The 18,919-nt window shown below is 64.2% G+C and carries 13 protein-coding genes; 8 read left to right on the forward strand and 5 right to left on the reverse strand.

Annotated features, from left to right (window positions below; genetic code table 11):
- Positions 1 to 232: 232 nt before the first annotated feature.
- Positions 233 to 1,102, reverse strand: a complete 870-nt coding sequence (locus C9427_RS22925; RefSeq protein ID WP_107651370.1) for a transglutaminase-like domain-containing protein — start codon at positions 1,100 to 1,102, stop codon at positions 233 to 235.
- Between the two features lie 167 nt (positions 1,103 to 1,269).
- Here C9427_RS22925 and C9427_RS22930 point away from each other — a divergent pair, with 167 nt between their 5' ends.
- Complete coding sequence (locus C9427_RS22930) at positions 1,270 to 1,941, forward strand: HAD-IA family hydrolase (RefSeq protein WP_107651371.1); 672 nt, start codon at positions 1,270 to 1,272, stop codon at positions 1,939 to 1,941.
- A 25-nt stretch (positions 1,942 to 1,966) separates the two neighbouring features.
- Here the strand turns inward: C9427_RS22930 and C9427_RS22935 are convergent, their stop codons facing one another.
- The gene (locus C9427_RS22935) at positions 1,967 to 2,188 is read right to left on the reverse strand and encodes a DUF1674 domain-containing protein (RefSeq protein WP_107651372.1); all 222 of its coding nucleotides are present in this window, start codon (positions 2,186 to 2,188) and stop codon (positions 1,967 to 1,969) included.
- 108 nt (positions 2,189 to 2,296) lie between these two features.
- On the opposite strand from C9427_RS22935, the gene htpX reads away from it, so the two are divergent.
- The 4 genes from htpX to purH all read left to right on the forward strand — a co-directional run bounded on the left by htpX (position 2,297) and on the right by purH (position 8,304).
- On the forward strand, positions 2,297 to 3,319 hold the full coding sequence (gene htpX, locus C9427_RS22940; RefSeq protein WP_107651373.1) for a zinc metalloprotease HtpX: 1,023 nt from the start codon (positions 2,297 to 2,299) through the stop codon (positions 3,317 to 3,319).
- Between the two features lie 2 nt (positions 3,320 to 3,321).
- Positions 3,322 to 4,704, forward strand: a complete 1,383-nt coding sequence (locus C9427_RS22945) for an RsmB/NOP family class I SAM-dependent RNA methyltransferase (RefSeq protein WP_245437150.1) — start codon at positions 3,322 to 3,324, stop codon at positions 4,702 to 4,704.
- 148 nt (positions 4,705 to 4,852) lie between these two features.
- Positions 4,853 to 6,577, forward strand: a complete 1,725-nt coding sequence (locus C9427_RS22950) for a heparinase II/III family protein (RefSeq protein ID WP_107651375.1) — start codon at positions 4,853 to 4,855, stop codon at positions 6,575 to 6,577.
- A gap of 110 nt (positions 6,578 to 6,687) precedes the next feature.
- Positions 6,688 to 8,304: a bifunctional phosphoribosylaminoimidazolecarboxamide formyltransferase/IMP cyclohydrolase gene (gene purH / locus C9427_RS22955; RefSeq protein ID WP_107651406.1), complete on the forward strand. Its 1,617-nt coding sequence runs from the start codon at positions 6,688 to 6,690 to the stop codon at positions 8,302 to 8,304.
- A gap of 141 nt (positions 8,305 to 8,445) precedes the next feature.
- On the opposite strand, the gene C9427_RS22960 is transcribed toward purH, so the two are convergent.
- Together C9427_RS22960 and C9427_RS22965 are read right to left on the reverse strand one after the other, a co-directional pair.
- On the reverse strand, positions 8,446 to 9,822 hold the full coding sequence (locus tag C9427_RS22960; RefSeq protein ID WP_107651407.1) for an MFS transporter: 1,377 nt from the start codon (positions 9,820 to 9,822) through the stop codon (positions 8,446 to 8,448).
- Positions 9,823 to 10,111: 289 nt separating this feature from the next.
- Positions 10,112 to 14,935, reverse strand: coding sequence for an NAD-glutamate dehydrogenase (locus tag C9427_RS22965; RefSeq protein WP_107651376.1), 4,824 nt, complete (start codon positions 14,933 to 14,935; stop codon positions 10,112 to 10,114).
- 137 nt (positions 14,936 to 15,072) lie between these two features.
- Between C9427_RS22965 and C9427_RS22970 the strand changes: the two genes are divergently transcribed.
- The 3 genes from C9427_RS22970 to C9427_RS22980 all read left to right on the forward strand — a co-directional run bounded on the left by C9427_RS22970 (position 15,073) and on the right by C9427_RS22980 (position 18,144).
- Positions 15,073 to 15,636 carry a peroxidase-related enzyme gene (locus C9427_RS22970; protein WP_107651408.1) on the forward strand — a complete coding sequence of 188 codons (564 nt, stop codon included), beginning with the start codon at positions 15,073 to 15,075 and terminating at the stop codon, positions 15,634 to 15,636.
- Between the two features lie 139 nt (positions 15,637 to 15,775).
- Positions 15,776 to 17,590, forward strand: a complete 1,815-nt coding sequence (locus C9427_RS22975; protein ID WP_107651377.1) for an aromatic amino acid ammonia-lyase — start codon at positions 15,776 to 15,778, stop codon at positions 17,588 to 17,590.
- 230 nt (positions 17,591 to 17,820) lie between these two features.
- The gene (locus tag C9427_RS22980; RefSeq protein ID WP_107651409.1) at positions 17,821 to 18,144 is read left to right on the forward strand and encodes a YciI family protein; all 324 of its coding nucleotides are present in this window, start codon (positions 17,821 to 17,823) and stop codon (positions 18,142 to 18,144) included.
- 6 nt (positions 18,145 to 18,150) lie between these two features.
- On the opposite strand, the gene C9427_RS22985 is transcribed toward C9427_RS22980, so the two are convergent.
- Positions 18,151 to 18,765 carry a LysE family translocator gene (locus C9427_RS22985; protein ID WP_107651378.1) on the reverse strand — a complete coding sequence of 205 codons (615 nt, stop codon included), beginning with the start codon at positions 18,763 to 18,765 and terminating at the stop codon, positions 18,151 to 18,153.
- Positions 18,766 to 18,919: the final 154 nt, after the last annotated feature.

Below are 18,919 nucleotides of genomic sequence, written 5' to 3' on the forward strand. Positions count from 1 at the left end.
TTGCTCGCGGCAAGCCATTGTTTCTGCTATATTTCAAAACGCGGCATGGTAAACAATCGGTAAACGGGAAGGCCCAGTGGCCGTTTCGTTTACGAAGCGCTTACCATGATCCGCTCGCCACCGCGCCGTCCGGAAACTCGGTCCCTATCCGGCACAGAGATGCTGTGCCGAAGCGGATCAGGTGCACCCGACCCGGGAGGCCTTCGCAACGGCGCCGGCAGCGCCCGCATGCTTATGCCAACATCTGCGCGCTGACGGTCCTGTCGATGCCATGATGGGGAGGATTGAACAGGTTGCTTTCCTGCTCATAGGTCCAGACCTTGAACAGGCTGAGCCGATGCGAGCCGAAACTGTGCAGCAGCGGCACGTCTGTCGCATCGCGGCCGCGGGCGATAACCACGCGACCGATCCTCGGCACATTGTGGCGAGGGTCGAACGTGTACCATTTGCCGTCCAGGAACACTTCCATCCAGGCCGAAAAATCCATCGGCGCCGGGTCGACCGGCACGCCGATGTCGCCGAGATAGCCGTTCACATAGCGGGCGGGAATGTTCATGCAGCGGCAGAGCGTGATCGCCAGATGGGCGAAGTCGCGGCAGACGCCGACCCGCTCCTCATGCGCCTGCGCCGCCGTGCGGGTCGAACGCGCGTAGCCATAGCCGAAGGACAGACGGTTGTGGACGTAATCGACGATCGCCTGCACCCGCGCCCAGCCGGAGGGCAGATGACCGAAATGCTGCCAGGCGAGATTGCTGAGATGGTCGGTCTCGCAATAGCGGCTGCCGAGCAGGTAGCCGAGGACATCGTCGGGCAATTCCGCCACCGGCAATTCCCTGGCCAGTGTGTTGACCTCGTCCGGCTCGCCGCTGTCTTCGACAACCGCATCGTAGAGGATGCGGAAGCCACCGGCCGGCGCGGTAAAGCGGCGGCAGGCATTGCCATGGAGATCATGATAGACCGTGGTGGGCACAGAAGGCGACGTCAGCACGCGCGTCTGCCGCTTGATGTCGGGCTGGCGATCCCGGTGGATATCGAGCAGTGAAATGACCGGCGTGGCGGCAACACAGTCGATAGCGATTTCATAGCCGAGCCGGATCAGCATGGCGATTGCCCCCTGCGGTCGTTCTGGAAGTCAACTTTTCAACGCGAAAGGAAGGCCGTGGTTCCCAGCCATTGATCGAAAAGCCACCCCTAACCTTCCCATGGCAAGACGTTCACGCTACGGTCAAACAACTCCTTTTACCCCTCCTGAAACACCCAGGATCTCAGATGTTCGCAGGCAGAAAGTTCGCAGCCTTCCTGTTCGATATGGATGGCACGGTGATCAATTCGATTGCCGCGGCAGAAAGGGTCTGGGCGCAGTGGGCGCACCGGCAAGGTCTCGACGTTGCGAAATTCCTGCCGACGATCCACGGCGTGCGGGCGATCGAGACCATCGGCCGGCTGGCGCTTCCAGGTGTCGATCCGATCCGCGAAGCCGATGCACTTTTGAAAGCCGAGGCGGCCGATCTGGATGGTATTCATCCGATCGCCGGCGCCGTGGCGTTTCTGGGGTCATTGCCGCCCGAGCGCTGGGCGATCGTCACCTCGGCGCCTCGCGAGTTGGCGCTGCTGCGCATGAAGGCTGCTGGCATCCCAGTCCCCTCTGTCCTCGTCGCGGCGGAGGATGTTACCTTCGGCAAGCCAGCGCCCGACTGCTTCCGGCTCGGCGCGGAACGGCTCGGTGTCGATGCACGCGACTGCCTTGTTTTCGAGGATGCGCCGGCAGGCATTATGGCAGCCGAGGCCGCCGGAGCTGCGGTCATGGTGATCAACGCCACGCATCAGCATGCGCTGGAAACGCGACATACGGCGATCATCAGTTACGACACGGTCAGCATCGCGGTCGACGAGAGTGGCTGGATCGCTCTCAGGCCGGAGCGTGCCGTCGAGGCCTGTTGAGCTTCGCTGACTGGCGATTCTTGGGCTAAAAGTCGCTGGTCAGGCCTTTGACTTCCCAATCGCCATAGCGGCCGGGTTCCTTGCCGCCGCGGCCACCGATCTCCTTCGGCAGCGCGGCTTCCTTAGCACGATAATTTTCGCGCCGCGCTTGCGCTTCGGCGAGCGCGCGCCTGGCGGCCGGCGTCAGCGTCTTTTGTGGCGCCTCGTCGGGGGAGCCGGCATCAGTTTTACTGGGTTGGTCGATCATGCGATAATCCCGGTGGATTGAAACAGTGGCAGCTGTTTCCCATCATATAGCGATGAGCCTACAACGATCGACCCCCTTTCCGCAGCGCGGGCAGAAACGGAGCAGACGATGAACACCTTTCGCACTGCCATGCTTCTGGCCGCCATGACCGCACTCTTCATGGGCGTCGGCTTTCTGATCGGCGGCTCCGGCGGCATGATGATCGCACTGCTGATCGCCGCCGGCATGAACTTGTTCAGCTATTGGAACGCCGACAAGATGGTGCTGTCGATGAACCACGCCGTCGAGGTCGACGAGAAGAATGCGCCCGAATACTATTCCATCGTGCAGGCGCTCGCCAAAGAGGCCGGCCTGCCGATGCCGAAGACCTATCTGATCGATAATCCGCAACCCAACGCCTTCGCCACCGGCCGAAATCCTGAAAATGCCGCGGTGGCCGCCTCGACCGGCCTGCTCCAGCGGCTTTCGCACGAGGAGGTGTCAGCGGTGATGGCGCACGAGCTCGCCCATGTGCAGCACCGCGACACGCTGACCATGACCATCGTCGCCACGCTTGCCGGCGCGATCTCGATGCTCGGCAATTTCGCCTTCTTCTTCGGCGGCAACCGCGACAACAACAATCCCTTCGGCTTTGTCGGCGTGCTGGTGGCGATGCTTGTCGCTCCTCTCGCCGCTATGATCGTGCAGATGGCGGTGAGCCGCACGCGCGAATACGAGGCCGACCGGCGCGGCGCCGAAATTGTCGGGAACCCGCTCTGGCTGGCTTCAGCCCTTGACAAGGTCGCCCGCGGCGCCCAACGCATTCCCAATCCGGATGCCGAGCGCAACCCGGCCATGGCCCATCTCTTCATCATCAACCCACTTTCCGGCGAGCGCATGGACAGTCTGTTTTCCACCCATCCGAGCACCGAAAACCGCATCGCCGCCTTGCAGGCGATGGCGCGCGAGATGGGTGGCAGCGAAACCCAGACCTCCCCGCGCCAGGCCCCCTCGCCACGGCAGGCGGACGAAGAACAGCCGTCAGGCCCTTGGGATCAGGTCGCGCGGCCCGAGCAGCCCGCAGAGCCGGCCAAGCCGAAAACCAATCCGTGGGGACGCAATCCGACCGGGCCTAAAGGCCGGTGGTCTTAAGCGTGGCGGACAAAGGATCTAGACGCGCAATTGCAAGTGATCATCAGCAAAATTCCGGTGGCGAATTTGTCGCCGGCCTTGCTGCCCGCAAGGCGGCAGCGCGTCTGCTGGCCGCCGTCATCGATGCCAGGACGCCGCTTGACGGGCTGACCGACCATGAGAATGGCCACCCGCAATACAAGGCGCTCGACTTGCGCGATCGGGCGCTGGTGCGCGCCATACTGGTCACGGCACTTCGTTATCGCATGACCATCACGGGGCTGCTCTCGCGCCGCCTGGAAAAGCCGCTGCCGCCCAACGCCACCGCCCTGTCGCACATATTGCATGTGGCGGCGGCGCAGATCCTGTTCCTCGACATTCCTGACAGCGCCGCCGTCGATCTTGCCGTGACCCATGCCAAGTCCGACCCACGCACGCTGCGCTTTGCCGGCCTCGTCAACGGCGTGCTGCGCACGCTGGCGCGTGCCAAGGAGACAGAGTTACCCGCCGCCCTTGCCGCCACCGACGAAGCACCAAGATGGTTTTCCGACCGGCTGAAGGCGACCTACGGCGTCGACAAGGCCAGGCAGATCCTCGCTGCCCACCGCGTCGAGGCGCCGGTCGATTTCTCGGTCAAGTCCGACCCCGCGCTGTGGGCTGAAAAACTCGGCGGCATCGTGCTGCCGACCGGTACTGTGCGCGTCCAAAAACTTAGCGCATCCGTCACCGAACTGCCCGGCTTCACCGAGGGCGCCTGGTGGGTGCAGGATGCCGCGGCCAGCCTACCGGCGAGGCTGTTCGGCGATGTCAGGGGGCTTCGCGTCGCCGATCTCTGCGCCGCGCCCGGCGGCAAGACGGCCCAGCTCATCCTTGCCGGCGCGCAGGTCACCGCCGTCGACACGTCGAAGAACCGGCTGGCCCGGCTGGCGCAGAATCTTGAGCGCCTCGGCCTCGCCGCAGAGATCGTCCAGGCCGATCTGCTCGCTTATCAGCCGAACGAATTGTTCGATGCTGTTCTGCTCGACGCGCCCTGCTCCTCGACCGGCACGGTGCGGCGGCATCCCGACGTACCCTGGACCAAGACACCGGCCGACGTTGAAAAGCTTGCCGCCCTGCAGGCAAGGCTGCTTGCCCGCACTGTGACCCTGGTCAGGCCGGGTGGGCGCATCGTCTTTTCCAACTGTTCGCTCGACCCGCTCGAAGGCGAGGCGCTTCACCGCGCCTTCCTCGCCGGAACGGCTGATATCGTCGACGATCCGCTGCGCCCAGGCGAAGTCGCGAGCATCGATGCGTTCCTGACGCCGCAAGGCACGCTGCGCACGACGCCCGCCGACATGGAGCTCGAATCCCCAGAGGTTTCCGGTCTGGACGGCTTCTTCGCCGCCCGCATGCGCAGGGCTCTTTAAAGACTTGGGCCCAGAAAATTTGTCGAGTTTTTTGGGGAGAACCATGCGGAAAGCGGGTTGAACTCCAGGACTTCCGTGGAATTCGCCTTCGCATAAGTTCTTGAATCACATAAGCTTGTCTTCGGGTTGAGGGCGTTGAGGAGGGGTTTTGGCACTCGCTGCCGGCAGCACGACGCGTCTATGGACGCTTGTCGCGAGGGAGTTCTGGCGCAAGGCGCGCCGGCGCCTGCGTGCCGGGCCTGTCTATCGCTGGCGCTATTCCGGCCGCACGCCGGAACGCGTCCTGATTGCTCCACCCGACCTGCGCCTCGCCGACCCACAGATCGCGCTTGAGATCTACTATGGCCGCTATCCGCTGTCAGGGCATATGGTGGAGACCGGCGGCAAGTCGCCGTTCCAGATCGCGGTGCCCAATCCCGGCTGGCAAAAGACGCTGCATGGCTTTCGCTGGCTGCGCCACATGCGCGCTGCCGGCTCCGAACTCGCCGCGGCCAATGCCCGCGCGCTGGTTTCCGACTGGATCGCCATGCATGGCGGCCAGATTTCCGGCGTCGGCTGGGATCCAGGCACGACGGCCAAGCGCGTCATTGCCTGGCTGCAGCATTCCTCGGTGGTGCTGCAAGGCGCTGAATTTCCCTTCTACCGCGCCTTCCTGAAATCGCTCGCCGTCCAGATCCGCTACCTCAGGGCGATGGCGCGCGAGATGCCGGACGGCAAGGACAGACTGCGCGCCCGTATAGCGCTCGCCTTTGCCGCTCTGTCGTTGCCGGCGCCCGCATCGGGACTGCGCAACGCGACGCGCAACCTCGCCGAGGAGCTCGATCGCCAGATCCTGCCCGATGGTGGTCATATCTCCCGCAATCCGATGACCGTTCTCGAGCTGCTTGCCGACCTTCTGCCGCTGCGCCAGACCTATGCCAACCAAGCGGAGACGCCGCCGGCGGCCCTGATGGGGGCGATCGACCGCATGCTGCCGGCGCTGCGTTTCTTTCGCCACCAGGATGGCAGTCTCGCCCGCTTCAACGGCATGGGCGCGACCATCCACGATCGTATCGCCACCATCCTGCGCCACGACGACACCGCCGGCGCGCCGCTACTGCACGCACCGCATTCGGGCTATGAGCGCCTCTCCATGGGCGGCGTGACGGTCATTGCCGATACCGGCCCGCCGCCGCCCGTCGATGTTTCCAACGCCGCGCACGCCGGCTGCCTTGCTTTCGAACTGTCCTCCGGCCGCCAGCACTATATCGTCAATGCCGGCGTCGACACCTATGGCGCCGCCGAATTCCGGCCGCTTGCCCGCGCCACGGCCGCCCACTCGACCGCCACAATCAACGACACTTCGTCGGCGCGATTCAGTCATTCGCTGCGCGTCAACGACCTGCTTGGCACGCCGCTGATTGGCGGCCCGCAGAATGTGCCCTGCAAACGCACCGACCACCCAGGCAGCCAGGGTTTTCTGGCCCGCCATGACGGTTATGTCGCGCGCTTCGGCTTTTTGCATGAGCGCGAGCTGAAGTTGACCACCGACGGCAATGTGCTCGCCGGCAGGGACCGGTTCCAGCGGCCGGGCAATGCTGCCATCCGCAACAATGGCCGCGATTTCGTCACCGTGCGCTTCCACATACATCCCGACATAAACCTGCTCCAGGATGAGCATGACCGCCTGGTGCTGGCCGCCGACCAGGCCGATACCTGGGTTTTCACCTGTACCGAAGTTGCGCCCGACGTCGAGGAATCGATCTATTTCGCCGGCCTTGGCGGACCGCGCCGCAGCCGGCAGATCGTGCTGGCCTTCAAGGCCTCGGAGATATCGGAAGTCCACTGGCAACTGACGCGGACCGTGATCGCCGGCTATCCCCAGAAAAGCTGACTGTGTCTGCCGGTGATGAAGCGTCCGGCTTGATTGAGCTTCCACCTTGATTTCCTGATGTCATGTGCTACGGCGCGCGGACACTTTCCAAATCGAAAGGCCGCCACCCCATGGCCGTCGCCGCCAAGAACATTCCCGCGCCCGACCTCGTTCCCGTGCGTCGCGCGCTGCTCTCCGTTTTCGACAAGACCGGCCTCATCGATTTCGCCAGGGCATTGGCCGCGGCCGGCGTCGAGCTGGTCTCCACCGGCGGCACGGCAAAGGCGATCGCCGAAGCCGGCATGGCTGTGCGCGACGTGTCCGAGTTGACAGGCTTTCCCGAGATCATGGACGGCCGTGTCAAGACGCTGCACCCTTCGGTGCACGGCGCGCTGCTCGGTGTGCGCGACGACCCGGACCACGCCAAAGCCATGCACGATCACAACATCGAGCCGATCGATCTCGTCGTCTCCAATCTCTACCCCTTCGAGGAGGTCCGCCGCTCCGGCGCCGGCTACGCCTCGATCGTCGAGAACATCGACATAGGCGGCCCGGCGATGATCCGTGCCTCGGCCAAGAACCACGCCTATGTCGCCATCGTTACCGATCCTGGCGATTATGCCTCGGTGCTCAATGCGCTGGAGATGAATTTCGGCGCGCTGTCGCTGGATTTCCGCAAGAAGCTGGCGGCCAAGGCATTCGCCCGCACCGCCACCTATGATGCGGCGATCTCCGGCTGGTTCGCCGAAGCGCTCGAGATCGAGCATCCGACCTGGCGCGCCTTCGGCGGCAGGCTGGACCAAATCATGCGTTATGGCGAGAACCCGCATCAGGGCGCCGGCTTCTATGTCGACGGCGACAAGCGGCCAGGCGTCGCCACGGCCCGCCAGCTTCAGGGCAAGCAGCTTTCCTACAACAATATCAACGACACTGACGCCGCCTTCGAGCTGGTCGGCGAGTTCGACCCGGCCCGCTCGGCCGCTGTCGCCATCATCAAGCATGCCAACCCCTGTGGCGTCGCCGAAGGCGCTTCACTGAAGGCGGCCTATGCCAAGGCGCTGGCCTGCGATCCCGTCTCGGCCTTCGGCGGCATCGTTGCGATGAACCGCCTGCTCGATGCCGAGGCCGCCGAGGAGATCGTCAAGACCTTCACCGAAGTCATCATCGCGCCGGGCGCCTCGGAGGAGGCGGTTCAGATCGTCGCCGCCAAGAAGAACCTGCGCCTGCTGGTCACCGGCGGCCTGCCCGATCCGCGCGCCGCCGGCACCACCGTCAGATCCGTTTCCGGCGGATTGCTCGTCCAGGGCCGCGACAACGCGGTGGTCGACGACCTGGAACTGAAGGTCGTGACGAAGCGCGCACCGACGCCGCCCGAGATGGCCGATCTGAAATTCGCCTTCCGCATCGCCAAGCACGTCAAGTCGAACGCCATCGTCTATGCCAGGGATAGCGCCACGGTCGGCATCGGCGCCGGCCAGATGAGCCGCGTCGATTCCTCGCGCATCGCCGCGCGCAAGGCGCTCGATGCCGCCGAGGCCGCTGGTCTCTCCGAGCCGCTGACCAAGGGCTCGGTCGTCGCCTCCGATGCCTTCTTCCCCTTCGCCGACGGGCTCTTGTCGGCGATCGAAGCCGGCGCCACCGCCGTCATCCAGCCCGGCGGCTCGATGCGCGACGACGACGTCATCGCCGCCGCCGACGAGCACGGCATCGCCATGGTCTTTACCGGCGTGAGGCACTTCCGGCACTGAGCGCCCCCTTTTCCTTCTCCCCTTGTGGGAGAAGGTGGATCGGCGCGCAGCGCCGAGACGGATGAGGGGTGTTGGAAGGAATGGGACGTTGGCGTTCCCTGGAACACCCCTCATCCGACCGAGCTTCGCTCGGAAACGGAGTTATTCCGCCAGCCGGTCCGCCGGGTATGGCGTCTTGATCAGGATCGCTATGCCGACGCCGAGGAACAACACGATGGCCGCCATGCCGAGCCTTGCCGAGCCGCTGGCCAAGGTGATCGTTGCCACCATGAAAGGCGCGGCGAAACTGGTCGCCCGCCCGGCCAGCGCGTAGATGCCGAAATAGCGGCCCGACTCCGCGGCGGTGACGCTGCGCGCCATGTAGGAGCGCGACGATGCCTGCACCGGGCCAAAGGCCAGGCCGATCAGCAGGCCGTAGAAGATATAGGCTTTTTCCGCCGCTGTGCCGAACAAGCCGCCGCTATCCGTTTCGGGCATGATCCAGGCACCGAACAGCGTATAGCCTGGGCCGGTTGAGACGATACCGATCGTGGCGATGCTGAGCAGGACGAGCGAGATCATCACGATGATCTTGGAGCCGAGCGCCGTGTCGAGGCGCGCGGCAACCAGACAACCGACGATGGCGACGACATTGAGGATGATGCCGAACATGCCGATCTCGGTGATCGACCAGTGGAACATCGCTGCCGCAAATGTGCCGCCCAGCGCCAGCAGGGCATTGACGCCGTCCTGATAGATCATGCGGGCAATGAGAAAGCGGAAGATGCCACTGCGCTGCCGCACCTCGGCCAGCGTCGACTTCAATTCCGACAATCCTTCGCGCACCGCCGGCCCGATCGGAAGGCCTTTGATGGCATCGGGCGTGAAGAAGAACATTGGCAGGATGAACAGGAAATACCAGCCGGCCGACAGCGGTCCGGTGGCCCTCGCATCCTCGCCGAGTTTCGGATCGAGGCCGAAGAGCGGGTCAATGCCGATGATCGTCTTGCCGGTTTCCGGCGAGCCCGCCAAACAGGTGACGACGAAGATCAGCGCGATCATCCCGCCGAGATAGCCAAGGCCCCAGGCCACGTTTGAGACATGGCCGATCTCGCTCTTCGGCACCAGCCGCGGCATCATCGAGTCGTTGAAGACCGTGGAGAATTCCGCCGCCACAGAGGCGAGCGAAAAGAACATCACGACCAGGAAAAGGTTCGAGCCGGGCGCGGCGAACCATAGCAGGCAAAGACTGATGATCTTGATCGAGGCGAAGAATGCTATCCATGGCTTGCGCGGCCCGGTCTGGTCGGCGATCGAGCCGAGGATGGGCGACAGCACGGCGATGACCAATCCCGCAGCGGCGATGCCGTAGCCCCAGGCCGCCTGGCCCGTCTCCGGGTCGCTCGCCATGCGCGAGACGAAATAGGGCCCGAATATGAAGGTGGTGATGACCGTGAAGAACGGCTGCGCCGCCCAGTCGAACAGCATCCAGCCCCAGATGCCGCGCCTCGACGTCCGCTGCACTGCTACCTCGGCCATGTCCCCTCCGCTCGCCTTCGTTTTGTCGGCGGCGCCATGTCTGCATGTTTTCGAACTGCGACGCAAATGAACAAGCATAGTGCCGCCGCTCATTGCCCTGCATTCCTCGCCCCCACGGAGTGGGGGGGAGAGGTGGCTCGGCGAAGCCGAGACGGAGAGGGGGAAATGCGCCATCCCAAGCTTGAGTTGATCGTTCAAGAAGGGGCTCCGCTCTACGAAACCCCCTCTCCGACCGCTTCGCGGCCACCTCTCCCCCGCTCTGGCGGGGGGCGAGGAACCCAAGCCCAGTCTACATCCCCGCCAGGTCGCTCATCAGCCCTGACGCCACCGACAGCCTGGACACCGTGATCTCGCCGCCTTCGGTCAGCGCCTGCAGCCGCTCGCGGATGCGCGCCACCCGCTCGCCCCCGGCCTCCAGCCATGCCGCGACCGGGTCCGCCGCCTTGGCATGGCCGGTGAGCGCGGCCACCGCGATGCCGCGCCTGGCCGCGCCGATCGTGTCGGTGGCGCGCGAAAGCGCCAATTGATCGTAATAGTCGGACGGCGAGATCGAGCGCGCCGCGTCCTCGACGCGCGGGATGCGGAAGGCATCGCTGACCGCGAAAAACGCCTTCGCGGTGGCAACGATGTCGGCATTCGCCATCCGTGACGCCAGAGCGATGTCGGGGATGAGTTCCCCGACATCGCTCTGTGCCAATTGTACGGCCAGGCTTTCCGGCGCGCCGCCCTTGAACAGACTGTGCCGCCGCTCCTCGATCCGTTCGCGCGAATAGGCGGGCAGCAGCGAAATGAGCTTCGGTTCGAGCGCCTTGCGCGCCTCCTGCAACTCGGCGATCCGCTGACCGAGCGGTGCAATGCCGGCATCGTTCTTCAGGTACCAGCCGCTGGTCACATAGATAAGCCGGCTAATGGACTGGTAGAGGTCGAGCTGCGCCTGGCCGTCGATCTGGTTGTCGAGCGCGTCGATCTCCCTGTAGAGCGCCGGCAGCGCAAAACCGTCGCGGACAACCGCGAAGGTCCGCACCACGTCGGCCGCCGTGCGTCCGGTTGCTTCCTGCAGCCGGTTGACGAAGGAGGGGCCGCCGCGATTGACCAGATCGTTGGCCACGACACGGGCGATGATCTCGCGGCGCAGGCGATGGTCGTGGATCTCGGCCGCATATTTCTTGGCCATGCGATCGGGGAAATAGCCCATCAGGTCGCTGTCGAAATGCGGATCGTCGGGCACGTCGCTGGCGACGATGTCGGAGAACAGAACGATCTTGGCATAGGCGAGCAGCACGCCGAGCTCGGCCCTGGTCAGCGGTTCGCCGCGCGCCTCGCGCTCGGCAAGGGCCGCGGGAGACGGCAGCGTCTCGACGGCGCGATCGAGCAGCCCGCGCGCTTCCAGCGCCGTCATGAAGCGGCTCTGATGCGCAATGTCGGCCAGGCCACGCTTGCGGGCGACCGACAGGGCCAAAGTCTGCTGGTAGTTGTTGGACAGCACGAGCGAGCCGACCTCATCGGTCATCTCGGCCAGCAATTTGTTGCGCACAGGCCGCGTCAGCGCGCCCTTGCGCATGGCCGAGGCCAGCGCGATCTTGATGTTGACCTCGACGTCGGAGCAGTTGACGCCGCCCGAATTGTCGATGGCGTCCGAATTGCAGCGGCCGCCAGCCAGCCCGAACTCGATGCGGGCGCGCTGCGTCACGCCGAGATTGGCGCCCTCGCCGATGACCTTGGCGCGCACGTCGAGCGCGGTCACCCGAATGGCGTCGTTGGCGCGGTCGCCGGCATCCGCGTTGGTTTCGGTCGATGCCCGCAGATACGTGCCGATGCCGCCGAACCACAGAAGGTCGACCGGCGCCTTGAGGATGGCGCTCATGATCTCGACCGGGGAGGCGGTCGTCTTGGCAAGACCGATCGCGGCGGCCGCGGCCGGCGGCAGCGTGATCGATTTCTGGCTGCGCGAGACGATGACGCCGCCTTCCGACAGCTTGGTCTTGTCGTAGTCCTGCCAGCTCGAACGCGGCAGATCGAACATGCGTTTGCGCTCGGCCATCGAGGCCGCCATGTCAGGATCGGGATCGATGAAGATGTCGCGATGGTCGAAGGCGGCGATCAGCCTTGTCTGTGGTGATAGGAGCATGCCGTTGCCGAACACGTCGCCCGACATGTCGCCGACGCCGACGACGGTGAAGGGCGAGGTCTGGATGTCGCGGTTCATCTCGCGGAAATGCCGCTTCACCGCTTCCCATGCGCCCTTGGCAGTGATGCCCATTTTCTTGTGGTCGTAGCCGGCCGAGCCGCCGCTGGCAAAGGCGTCGTCGAGCCAGAAGCCATGCTTTTCGCTGATCGCATTGGCGGTATCGGAGAAGGTCGCCGTGCCCTTGTCGGCGGCGACGACGAAATAGGGATCGTCCTGGTCGCGCCTGACCACGCCGGCCGGCGGGATGACGCCGTCCAGGCCGATATTGTCGGTGATCGACAACAGGCTCGATACAAAGTTCTTGTAGGCCGAGGTGCCGGCTTCGAAGATGGCGTCGCGGCCGGCGCTCATTGGCAGTTTCTTCGGATAGAAACCGCCCTTGGCGCCGACCGGCACGATCACCGCGTTCTTGACCTGCTGCGCCTTGACCAGGCCGAGCACCTCGGTGCGGTAGTCCTGGGCGCGGTCCGACCAGCGCAAGCCGCCGCGCGCAACCGGACCGAAGCGCAGATGCACGCCCTCGACCTCGGAACCGTAGACGAAGATCTCGCGCCACGGCCGCGGCGCCGGCAGGCCGTCGACCGCCTGCGAGTCGAGCTTGATCGCCAGCGACTGGCCTTTCGCCTTCGTATCGGCAACGAAATGATTGGTGCGCAGCGAGGCTTCGATCAGATTGAGATAGCGGCGGATGATAGTGTCGTCATCGATGTTGGGCACCTCTTCCAGCGCATCCTTGATCTTGGCCTTGAGATGTTTGGCCGCCACCGCGCCTTCGCCCTCGGCCATCGGCCCAAGACGGGCGACGAACAGCGCATGCAGGCCGCGCGCGATGTCGGGATAGCGGTTGAGTGCTGCCGCGATGAAATCCTGGCTCTGCGGGATGCCCGCCTGCTGCAGATAGCGGCCATAGGCGCGCAGGATGGTGACTTCGCCCGACCACAGGCCGGCGGTCTGGGCAAGCCCGTTATAGCCGTCATTGTCGATGTCGCCGCGCCACACCGACAGGAACGCGTCCTCGAACAATGCACCGCTGTCGCTGAGGTCGATCGGCTTACCGTAGCTGTTTTCAAGCTCCATGTCGTGGATGAAGACCATGCCGGGCTGATCACTATTGATCATGCCCGAGCGATCGTCGCCGACCTCGAAGGTGCGCTCGCTGATGACGCGGAAGCCGATGTTTTCCAGCACCGGCACCCGCCGGGACAGCGCCACCGGCTCGCCGTGGTGATAGATCTTGAGCGCGGCCTGATGTGGCTTCTGGTCGGCATGGCGGTAATAATCGATGGCGATCGGATTGCCGGCATCGATCCCGGCGATCCGCCTGGCGTCGGCCAGCGCCACCGCCGGCGGGAAACTGTCGCGGTAGCTTTCCGAGAAACGCGAGGCGATGGCTGTGAGCGCCGCCTCGGCGCCGGTCTCAGCGGCTGCTTCACGCAGCGCGTCATCCCAGGTGCGCACGATGTCGCGGATTGCCGCCTCGATGGTGGCCTGCTCGATCTTCGGCGTCTTGCCGCCGGAACGGCCGATGATAAAGTGGACGCGCGCCAGACCGCCTTCGGGGAAGGCTGGATAGTAGGCCGACAGCCGGCCTTCGAACGCCGTCTTCAGGTAGGCCCCGATCTTCTCGCGCACCACGCTGTCGTAGCGGTCGCGCGGCACGAAGACGAGGATGGAGACGAAACGGTCGAACTGGTCGGCGCGCACCAGCGCCCTGACGCGCGGCCGCTCAACCAGCCCCAATATGGCTTCGGCATGCTTGCGAAGGACTGGCACGGGAACCTGGAACAATTCGTCGCGCGGATAGCTTTCCAGCACATTGGTAAGCGCCTTGCCGGAATGGTCGCCGGGATTGAAACCGGACTTGGCGATGATGGTCTCGGCCTTCGACCTGAGATAGGGAATCTTCATCACCGAACGCGTGTAGGCAGTCGAGGTGAACAGGCCGACGATGCGCAATTCGCCCGCAAGCGCGCCCTTGGCGGTGTAGGTCTTGATGCCGATATAGTCGAGATAGATGCGGCGATGCACCGCCGACTTGGCGTTGGCCTTGGTGACGATCAGCGGTTCTGGCCCGTGCAGGAAGGCACGGATTTCCGGCGTCGTCGTCACCGCTTCGGTGCCGCGCCTGAGCACCAGCACGTCCGGATCGGACAGGATGCCGAGGCCGGGCTTCTCCGAGCGTTCCAGCGTGCCGCTCTTTTCGCCACCGGTGTATTTGAACTCGCGCATGCCGAGGAAGGTGAAATTGTCGTCGCGCAGCCATTCGAGGAAGGCGATCGCCTCGGTGACGCTGGCCTTGTCGAGCGGCACCGGCGCATAGCGGAATTCGTGGATCGCCTGGTCGAGCCGCGCCAGCATCGGCTTCCAGTCGGTGACCGCGGCGCGCACCTGGCCCAGAAGCTTCTTCAATCGCCCGGCCAAAGCCTCGGCCTGCTCGACCGGAAGGCGGCCGATATGGACGTGGATGACGCTCAGTCGGTCATGGCTGGGATCACCCTTGGCGAAACCGCCATCGCCGAGGATTTCCTCGACGCCGCCCTTACCGTGCCTGACGACGATGACCGGATGAGTAACCAGCAGCGGTTCGCCGGCGCTGTCGGTGATCTCACCGAGGATGGAATCGAACAGGAATGGCATGTTGTCATTGACGACGGTGATGATCGTCATCGGCCGGCCTTGGCGCACGACGCCGGAATCGACGTCGATGGCGACAACGCAATCGCCTTTCTTATGTTTGGCGACGGCGCGCCTGGCGAGATCGGCGGCGCGTTCGAGGTCGGCGGCGCCGTAGGCGGCGACGTCTTCGGCAGGCGCGCGGGCCAAGAGATAGTCCCCTAGACTGCCTTGTCGTTCGCTCGCCTTTACCGCGCCTCCCCTCACCGTAGCTGTCCTTTTCGGCTGGCTTGCGGCTTTCACGCTGGCCATGATGCGAAGTCCCTCCCGTCACATGCTTTTGCAACTATGGTAGCAGATGACCGGTATTTGGCGACAAAGGTTTGACGGCTTGCGACGAAATGTCGGAAATCGGCGCAAATCACGGATGAATGATGAGGAGCGTGTCCATGACAGGCAGGATTACGTCACTTGACCTCGAGCAGGCGGAATTGAGCGAAGCGACCAAGGCCTATTTCACCAAATGCGAGGAGAAGCTCGGCCTCGTTCCGAATGTGCTCAAAGCCTACGCCTTCGACGAGAAAAAGCTGCGCGCCTTCACCGACATGTACAATGATTTGATGCTGGGGGACTCCGGCCTGTCGAAGCTGGAGCGCGAGATGATCGCGGTCGCCGTCTCCTGCGTCAACCACTGTTACTATTGCCTGGTCGCCCATGGCGCGGCGGTGCGCCAGCTCTCCGGCGATCCGGCCTTCGGCGAGATGATGGTGATGAATTTCCGCGCCGCCGATCTTTCCCCGAGGCAAAAGGCCATGCTCGAATTCTCGGTCAAGCTGACCGAGGAGCCGGCCAGGATCGTCGAGGCCGATCGGGCGACACTTCGCGAGGCCGGCTTTTCCGATCGCGACATCTGGGACATCGCCTCGACCGCCGCCTTCTTCAACATGTCGAACCGGCTGGCGGCGGCGATCGACATGCGGCCGAACGACGAATACCACGCCATGGCGCGATAGGGCCAGATTGGCTCCACTATCGGTCCTGGGGCAACAATCGTTTGACAGGCGGACGCTGACAGCTAGTTTTCCAGGAAACAAAATTTCCAGGGGGTGAAACTCGTGACCCGAAGCCCTGCTTCGACAATGGGAGCCCCTTATGCTGGAACGAATTGCCAAAATCCCTCTCTGCGCCCTGACCGTGACGGTGGCGCTCTTCGCAGCCCCCGCCCTCGCCTTCGAGGCGACCACCACCTACCAGCCGATCGCCGAAGCTGCCGCCGCCAAGACGATAACACTGACCGGCCATGACTTGACCATCGACCAGGTCATCGACATCGCCCGCAACGGCGCCAAGGTCGAGCTCAGTCCCGAGGCGCTGCAGCGTTCGGCGGATGCCTATGGCCTGCTGCTGGAGGGCGCGGCCGAAGGTGTCACCATTTACTGGTTCAACCGCGGCGCCGGCGACCAGCGCGAGACCGTTATCTTCTCCGGCGACCCGACGACGCCGGAAAACACCAAGCTTCTCAAGGACCAGCAGCTGGCCCGCTTCAAGGGCGGCGTGACACGCGGCTACGGACCGGAACTACAGGAGGAAGCGCTGGTGCGCGCGATCATGGCGATCCGCGCCAACACCATGTCCTACGAAGCGGCAAGCCCGCAACTGACTCGCGCCCTCGTCGACATGCTGAACAAGCGCGTGACACCGGTCGTGCAATCACGCGGCACGCTGGGCGAAGGCGACCTTGCGACGCTGGGCAATATCGGCGCCGCCATGGTGGGCGAAGGCGAGGCCTATTTTCGCGGTGTCCGCATGCCGGCGGCGCAGGCGCTGGCCGAGGCCGGGCTGAAGCCGCTCGAACCCTTCGCCGCCGATCAGGCGGCACTGATCAGCACCAACGCCTATGCGCAGGCACAGGCGGCGCTGCTGGTCGAGGATGCGCGAAAGTTGCTGGAATGGACCGATCTGAGCTATGCCATGGGCCTCAATGGCATGAACTCCAGCGTCACGCCGATCTCGGCACCAGTGCAAGCGATGCGGCCGTATCCATGGCTGACCTGGGATGCGGCCCGCATCATGGACATGATCAAGGGCAGCTATCTCTTCGACGAAGACCCGGCCCGCATCATCCAGGATCCCGAAAGCATGCGCGCCTCCAGCCAACGCCAGGGCTCGGCCTGGCAGGCCTGGGCCGATCTGCGCGATTCCGTGCTTTTGTCGATCAATTCGTCGGATCACAATCCGGCCGTCCTGCCCGGGCTGACGCCGCAAAGTTCGCCGGAGCTGAGCACGCCGCAATTCATGCAATATTACATCAAGGGCGGGAAGCTGAGTAACGGCAAGTCCGGCTATATCTTCTCCAACGCCAATTGGGATCCATATCCGATGGCCAACCAGGTCGAGGCCTTCACGCTTGCCTTGACCAATCTGGGCGTCGCCGTGGCCCAGCGTATCGAGCGCTTTCGCAATCCCTTCTTCACGGTGATCAAGCCCGCCGATGTGCTGAGCGCCGACCAGCGCAAGGACATCCCGACCTTCGACGGTTACCTGCCGACCGATCTGTGGCAGGACCTTGCCGACCGCGGCACGCCGGTGACCCCGGCCGGACAGGCAATCGTCGCCACAGTCGAGGATCTGGAGGCGCAGACCCGCATCAAGACGACGCGTGCTCGCGAGGCCGTCGACGTGTCGTTTCATCTGGTGGCGCAGGACCTGTTGACGGCGAGCTACTGGATGGAGCTGCGCAAGGCGCAAAAGCCGGAGCGAAAGTTCGGCGAGGCGCCGACGGCCGCGCTCGCGGCGCTCCGCAAGGTGATCCCCTGGCATCAGCCGGCGGCGGAGCGGCCAAGGCGCCCGCTCGGCATGGTCGCCTATGACTTCATGCAGGACAATCCGGCCGCAAATTTCTATCCGGGCGGACCGCAGGCGCCGAAGAGTGCAACGGCGCCGACTGCCGGCGTGCTGCCCAATTAATGCATGTCTCGCAAAAGTGTGCAGCGGTTTTGCGATAACGACATGCATAAAACAGGCACGACCAAACGATGCCTCCCGCTCAATGGCGCAGTGAGGCATCGCGGTTGCGAACCAGCCGCGCCTTATATTAGCTGTTTCGCATTCTCGTTGCTTGTTGGCCGGTTTGGCCCGATGATCGGCATGCGGCATGACCGCGTGCCGGTTCGATGCCGCTGATCAGGGAGGAGAACATGGCGAAATTTCTCTACGTCTATCATGGCTCGGGCAAGATGCCGACCGACGAGGCCGAGCGAAAAGCAGCGATGGATGCCTGGACCGGCTGGTACGCCAAGCTCGGCTCGGCCATTGTCGACGGTGGCAATCCGGTCGGCATGTCGAAGACCGTGCTGCCGGGCGGCAAGGTCGAGAACAATGGCGGCAGCAATCCGACCGCCGGCTATACGATCATCGAAGCCAAAGACATCGACGATGCCGTCGCCAAGGCCAAGGATTGCCCGATCCTGACCGATCCGGGTTTCAGCGTCGAGATCGCACCGATCGTCGAAATGATGTGACGCCGCTCAGGACCGCGCCGCGATCGCCGCCGCGGCGCCGGCCATGGTGCCGGCGCTGATCCGGTTGGCGATCTTCATCGCGCGTTTGCTCCGCAGCAGTTTTCGCGCCTGCGATGCGGCCAGCACCCAGGCGAGATCGATGGCGATGAGGACCACCGCCATGGTCGCCGTCAGCTCGATCCAGCCGACGAGGCTGACCGAGGCGAGGTCGATGATGGTCGGCAACAGCGCCAGGTAGAACATCATGATCTTGGGATTGCCGAGCGTCACCGCCATGCCGGCGAAAAACAGTTTGACGGCCGAATCTTCGCGTGGCATCTCGCCCTCGCGCGCCTCGACAGGGGCCGTCCACATCTTCCAGGCAAGGTAGGCGAGGTAGAGAACGCCGACCCACTTCACGACGACGAAGGCGAAGTGGAAGGTCTGCGCCACCACCGCCAGCCCGAACACCGCCAGCGACAGCCAGATGCCCTCGCCGATCCACATGGCGAGCAGGAACGGGAACACGTCGCGAAAGCCTTTTGCGATGACCCGCGCCACGAGCGCCGCAATCGACGGGCCGGGCGAGCCGGCAGCGACAAGCAGGGCGCCGGCAAAGATCAGAAGCGAGGTGAGGTGCATGACCGGGACTTTGTTTGAGACGGTTGGTTCAACTTTAACATTAGCGCAACTCCTCTTGCGACGGTAGCACCGCGAGGAAGGGCACTGCGGGGGGCTGACTTGGCCAAGATTGCCGTAAAAAATTGCGGACCGGAACTCGACCAGCATTTCGACC

Origin of the sequence: Mesorhizobium helmanticense, assembly GCF_003034915.1 — a bacterium.
Classification (GTDB): Bacteria; Pseudomonadota; Alphaproteobacteria; order Rhizobiales; family Rhizobiaceae; genus Mesorhizobium; species Mesorhizobium helmanticense.